Raw genomic sequence first — 5,082 nt, forward strand, 5'->3', positions numbered from 1 at the left:
GGTCTGGATGGGAGTTTCGCCCAATGGGTCGGCGAGATGATCCCGAGTGTGAAACAACACATTTTGCTTGTTACATATCCCGGCCAGGCAGAAGAAGCGATTATGCGCTTGTCCAGGGTAGGATATGATAATACCATAGGAATTCTCGAAGGAGGATTTGATAGCTGGAAAAAAGCAAAGAAAGAAATTGATACTGTTGATCGGGTAAATCTCAAAGAATTTGAGGATATCAGCAAAGAAAAAAATCCATTGGTCATAGATGTACGGAAAAAAAGTGAATTTGATTCCCAGCATCTCAAGAATGCGATTAATGTGCCTTTGAATGAGATCAATCAGCACTTGTCACAATTTCCCAAAGATCAATTCTTTTATGTGCATTGTGCAGGCGGATACCGCAGTATGATCGCCTCCAGCATGCTCAAACAAAGAGGCTGGGAGAAATTTGCCGACATCGAAGAAGGATTTGATGGGCTGAAGGAATCTTCATTAGAATTGACAGAATATAAGGAACCTACAACAATGTTATAAACAAGATTATGGAAACACTGGAAACAACAACATATACGATGCCGCGGATCGGGGATAAAGCTCCGGATTTTAAGGCAATGACAACAAAAGGACCTATCCAATTCTCCGAATTTGCGAAGGATAAGTGGGTATTGCTATTTTCCCATCCGGCCGATTTCACACCGGTATGTACCACTGAAATGTGTGGCTTTGCAGAAGAACAGGGAAATTTTGAGTGCTTGAACACTAAGTTATTAGGCTTAAGTATTGATAGCGTACATGCGCATCTGGGATGGGTGAATAATGTAAAAGAAAATACTGGAACCTATCTGAATTTCCCAATTATTGCCGATATCGATATGCATGTGGCCAAATTGTATGGCATGCTTCAACCCAATGAAAGCGAAACGGCGGCAGTGCGAGCTGTCTTTTTTATCGATCCTAAACAAAAGATCCGCTTGATCATGTACTACCCACTCAATGTGGGCAGAAACATGGACGAGATCATGAGGGCTTTACAAGGACTGCAGATAGCGGATAAACACAAAGTGGCCTTGCCATTAAATTGGAAAAAAGGAGATAAGGTAATTGTGCCGCCTCCGAAAACACTCGCAGAAATGGAAGAGCGCTGGGCAGATGAATCCCTGGAGAAAGTAGATTTCTATCTGGCCAAAAAAGACCTGAACTAATTTTGAGTAGGTATTGATGTTTGTTTATGGGAAACGATCCTCAGGGTATCGTTTCCCTTGTTATCAAAACGAATAATATGACTTTTTTTAAAACAATATTTGGGTCTAAATCCAGCACTTCTGATAAAATAGAAGTACTGGACAAGGAAACCTATAAAAAGAGAATAGCTGAGAAAGATGTACAACTAGTAGATGTTAGAACACCTAAGGAATATAAAAACGGGTTGAGAAATTTGCCAAAGAAGAGCCGGTTTACCTATATTGCCGTTCGGGTCAACGCAGTTTTAAAGCCGCCAAGAAGTTAATCGGCTGGGGTTTTACGAAAGTTTATGATCTGGAGGGAGGTATTTTGAATTGGCAAAAAACCGAGAAATAATTAAACGATTCACGAATATGAGAGCATTACTAATGTTGACTGCCCTGACTTTTATTATTAGCTGTAAACAAGCTAAGAAGTCAGGAGAAATTGAGGACACACCTATACAAACCGAGGTTGATACTGAGGATCTTGCGATCCGGGGAGAGAATTTACTTTCTACCTATTGCTATCAGTGTCATGATCCTAAAATGTCCATGGACAATATTCTGGCACCACCAATGATAGCTGTTAAAAACCACTATATTATGGAGGGAACCACCAAAGAAGCCTTTGTAGCCGATTTGTTGGAATGGATGAGCGGACCCAGTGCTGAAAAAAGCAAAATGCCTGATGCGGTGGAAAAATATGAGTTGATGAACCACCAGGTTTATCCTGATAGTGTCATTATTGGTATTGCAGAATATCTGTATGATAATGAAGTAGAGCAACCCGAGTGGTATGAGAAACACCATGAAGAGATGCACGGATCCGAGGAAGAATGAAAGAGCTCAGCTAGATAATTCCGGATAGCTTTCTTTCAATTGGATATTTAACATAGAAAACTTAAAACTGACCTCGAATGAAAACATTTGAGCAGCTCATTGCGGCCAAAAAGCCCGTATTAGTTGATTTTTATGCGGACTGGTGTGGACCGTGCAAAATGATGCCGCCTATTCTTCGGGAGGTTAAAGAAGAACTTGGCGATCAGGTGACCATCATAAAAATAGATGTAGACAAAAACCCGCAGGTAGCTGCCACTTATCAGGTCAGAGGTATCCCCACACTTATCGTATTTAAGGATGGTCAGGTGCAATGGCGCACATCAGGCGTTATACCTGCTCCACAATTGAAACAAAAACTCCTGGAATTCACTTAGTAAAAGAGCATGAGTGAAAATATGAGAACCCTGGGCATGATCGGTGGAACTTCCTGGCACTCCACTGTTGAATATTACAAGCTGATCAATCAGGGTGTAGGCGAAATGATCGGCACACAGGAAAATCCGCCTCTGATTTTGCACAGCATCAATATTGCTTTGATGCGCGAACAGGATAAAGAGAAGATTAACCGGACGTACCTGGAGATCTCCAGGAAACTTCAGCAGGCAGGAGCGGAGGCTTTGATCATATGTGCCAATACGCCACATATGGTTTACGAATTTGTTCAGCCCCAAATAGAGATACCCATCCTGCACATTGCGGATGCTATAGGTGAGAAAGCCCGTGAATACGGGATTACTCAGTTGGGTTTACTGGGAAATAAACCCACAATGATCGGGGATTTTATTCCGTCTTACCTACAAAACAAATATCAGATCCAAACCTTGATCCCTGAAGGGTATAGTATAGATCGATCTCATTATTATGTGTCTAAAGAACTCACCCAGGGCGTTTTTAGCCCTGAGGCCAAATCCTTTTATAAAGATCAAATCATTGGACTTCAAAAAAGAGGCGCAGAAGGTATAATTTTGGGCTGTACGGAACTACCTATTTTGTTGTCACAAGAAGATTCTGAAATTCCCTTGATAGAAACTACACAACTTCACGCCAAGGCAGCCATTGACTTCATTCTCTCAGAATAGTACTGCTCATTTATCTTTACGGAAGCCGTATAAATTCTGATGCACAAAATCCGTTGGAAATTTTTCGTCGCCAGGAAAGCCTAGCGGAATAGTCCCGCTATCTTCCGGAATATAATTAGTCTTAAAGATATAATCCCAAAGACTCAGACTGATCCCAAAATTAACGCCATAACTGCCTTTAGGGAGTACGAAGGCGTGGTGGTAGAGGTGCATCACCGGATTATTAAATAAATATTTTAAAGGGCCGTATGTAAGTTTGATATTCGAGTGATTTAAATGGCCAATGGAAATTGCAAAGAAATGGACAATAAATGCCTGTTCCGGTTCAAATCCACCCAGGATCATTACCCCTAAAGTTTTGAGGGGTTTGTAAAGTATATTCTCCATCCAATGATAGCGTAAATGCGCGGCAAAACCCATTTCTTTAACAGAATGGTGGACCTTATGGAAGTTCCATAGGATCTTGTATTTATGGAGAAGAATGTGCGTGAACCACTGCACAAAATCGAGGACGATAAAGAATATGAGTAGCTGCGCCCAAGCAGGAATGGAAGAGAGGTCCAATAGGGTAAGGCTCGATGCCTTTATTCCCACGTCGCCAAATCCAATTTCCAGCATTTTGTAAAAACCACTGATCGCTATGGAGAACATGAAGAAATTAAAATACATATAGAATCCATCCAGCCAAAAATCCTTCCTGAATATGGATTGCTCTTTTCTCCAGGGAAATAATATCTCTAATAACCAGACCAATAAGGAGATGGCTGTTAATCCCCAAAAGTAATTTGTATACCAGGGTACTTCAAAAATTATTGATTTCCATGTCCAGTTTACGCTGGATAGGAATGCATCTGCAAAAGCTTGAAAATATTCGTTCATTTTATTTAAGAATTTGTGTAATACTATCTTGTTCTATCGGCAATTCAGGCCGTCGGCTCCAGGCTGTCCAGGAACCATCGTAATTTCTTACGTTCTTGTAATCAAGAAGTTGTGTTAATACAAAGGTAGTAAAAGACGACCTCACACCCGAGTGACAATACACTACGATCGTATCGGATCGTTCTTCTATAATCCTTTCGTAAAGTTCTTGTAAGTCTTCTATGGATTTCACTTGGTGATCCCCGTGATAGTTCAGGCCATCCGCCCAATCTATTCTTTTCGCTCCGGGGATATGCCCCGCTCTTAAGGCATTAGCCTTTTGCCTTTTTCCGCTGTATTCATCATGGGTACGGGTATCAATTATCGTAACATTCCTTGTGGTATCCTGCAACCAGGAGTGCAATTCTTCAGTATCGATCCAAAGATCTTGTGAAATATCGCCTTTAAATTCAAACGAAAAGGGCTCGTTTTGAACGGATCCGGATTCTATTGGTAATTCAAGTGCAGTCCAGGCCCCATATCCGCCATTCAATAATTTGCTATTTGTAAAACCATTGGCATACAAGAGGCACCATAGTCGTGCTGCTTCTGCATTTCCACGACCATCATAGAGTACCAGGGTGTCTGTGTTTTTAATTCCCTTTGATCCCAAGGTGGCAGCCAATTGTTTCGGTAAAGCGCGCATACCGGGTATCGGGTGTTCAGGCGCTGTCATTTCAGCCCGTGAAAGAGAAAGTGCCCCAGGAATATGCCCTTCTAAGTAATTTTCTGTTGGCCGCAGATCAATGATCTTGACAGTGGGGTATGAATGGATCTTCGATACTATTTCGGCCTCAATGAGTTGGGCCGACTTCCACTGATCCGAATGATCTTCTGTGCTCTTTTCAGTTTCTTTACAACCAAAAAGAACAGACAATAAAATCAATATATATAACGCTCTATTCCAACTCATACCAATCGATAAATTGTAAACTGGCTCTACGACCTTTTTTCTGTGGTGGGTAGTTGGTTACCAAATACTTGATTATTATGTCTTCATTCAAACCCAGATCCCAAAGATTTTGCGT

Annotated in this window: 8 protein-coding genes and 1 pseudogene; 7 read left to right on the forward strand and 2 right to left on the reverse strand. The window is 41.4% G+C overall.

The window, feature by feature from the left end:
• From Q0X89_RS02590 to Q0X89_RS02615, 7 genes and pseudogenes are all read left to right on the forward strand, one after another.
• On the forward strand, positions 1-528 hold a 528-nt coding region (locus tag Q0X89_RS02590; protein ID WP_297691048.1), incomplete at its 5' end, for a rhodanese-like domain-containing protein.
• 8 nt (positions 529-536) lie between these two features.
• Positions 537-1,196, forward strand: coding sequence for a peroxiredoxin (locus tag Q0X89_RS02595; protein WP_297691049.1), 660 nt, complete (start codon positions 537-539; stop codon positions 1,194-1,196).
• A gap of 77 nt (positions 1,197-1,273) precedes the next feature.
• The gene (locus Q0X89_RS02600) at positions 1,274-1,501 is read left to right on the forward strand and encodes a hypothetical protein (protein ID WP_367176886.1); all 228 of its coding nucleotides are present in this window, start codon (positions 1,274-1,276) and stop codon (positions 1,499-1,501) included.
• Positions 1,483-1,572, forward strand: a pseudogene (locus Q0X89_RS18000) (rhodanese-like domain-containing protein); the annotation flags it as partial. The gene Q0X89_RS02600 and the pseudogene Q0X89_RS18000, both read left to right, overlap by 19 nt.
• A 17-nt stretch (positions 1,573-1,589) precedes the next feature.
• Positions 1,590-2,057 carry a hypothetical protein gene (locus tag Q0X89_RS02605; protein WP_297691050.1) on the forward strand — a complete coding sequence of 156 codons (468 nt, stop codon included), beginning with the start codon at positions 1,590-1,592 and terminating at the stop codon, positions 2,055-2,057.
• Positions 2,058-2,134: 77 nt separating this feature from the next.
• On the forward strand, positions 2,135-2,431 hold the full coding sequence (gene trxA, locus Q0X89_RS02610) for a thioredoxin (protein WP_297691051.1): 297 nt from the start codon (positions 2,135-2,137) through the stop codon (positions 2,429-2,431).
• 9 nt (positions 2,432-2,440) lie between these two features.
• Entirely contained in the window at positions 2,441-3,136 is a 696-nt protein-coding gene (locus Q0X89_RS02615) for an amino acid racemase (protein WP_297691052.1), read from the forward strand.
• A gap of 6 nt (positions 3,137-3,142) precedes the next feature.
• Here Q0X89_RS02615 and Q0X89_RS02620 read toward each other — a convergent pair whose 3' ends face one another.
• Both Q0X89_RS02620 and Q0X89_RS02625 read right to left on the reverse strand, forming a co-directional pair.
• Positions 3,143-4,015, reverse strand: a complete 873-nt coding sequence (locus tag Q0X89_RS02620) for a sterol desaturase family protein (protein ID WP_297691053.1) — start codon at positions 4,013-4,015, stop codon at positions 3,143-3,145.
• 1 nt (position 4,016) lies between these two features.
• On the reverse strand, positions 4,017-4,967 hold the full coding sequence (locus Q0X89_RS02625) for a sulfurtransferase (protein ID WP_297691054.1): 951 nt from the start codon (positions 4,965-4,967) through the stop codon (positions 4,017-4,019).
• Positions 4,968-5,082: the final 115 nt, after the last annotated feature.

The sequence above is a fragment of the uncultured Eudoraea sp. genome, from assembly GCF_947258525.1.
In the GTDB taxonomy this organism is placed as follows: Bacteria; Bacteroidota; Bacteroidia; order Flavobacteriales; family Flavobacteriaceae; genus Eudoraea.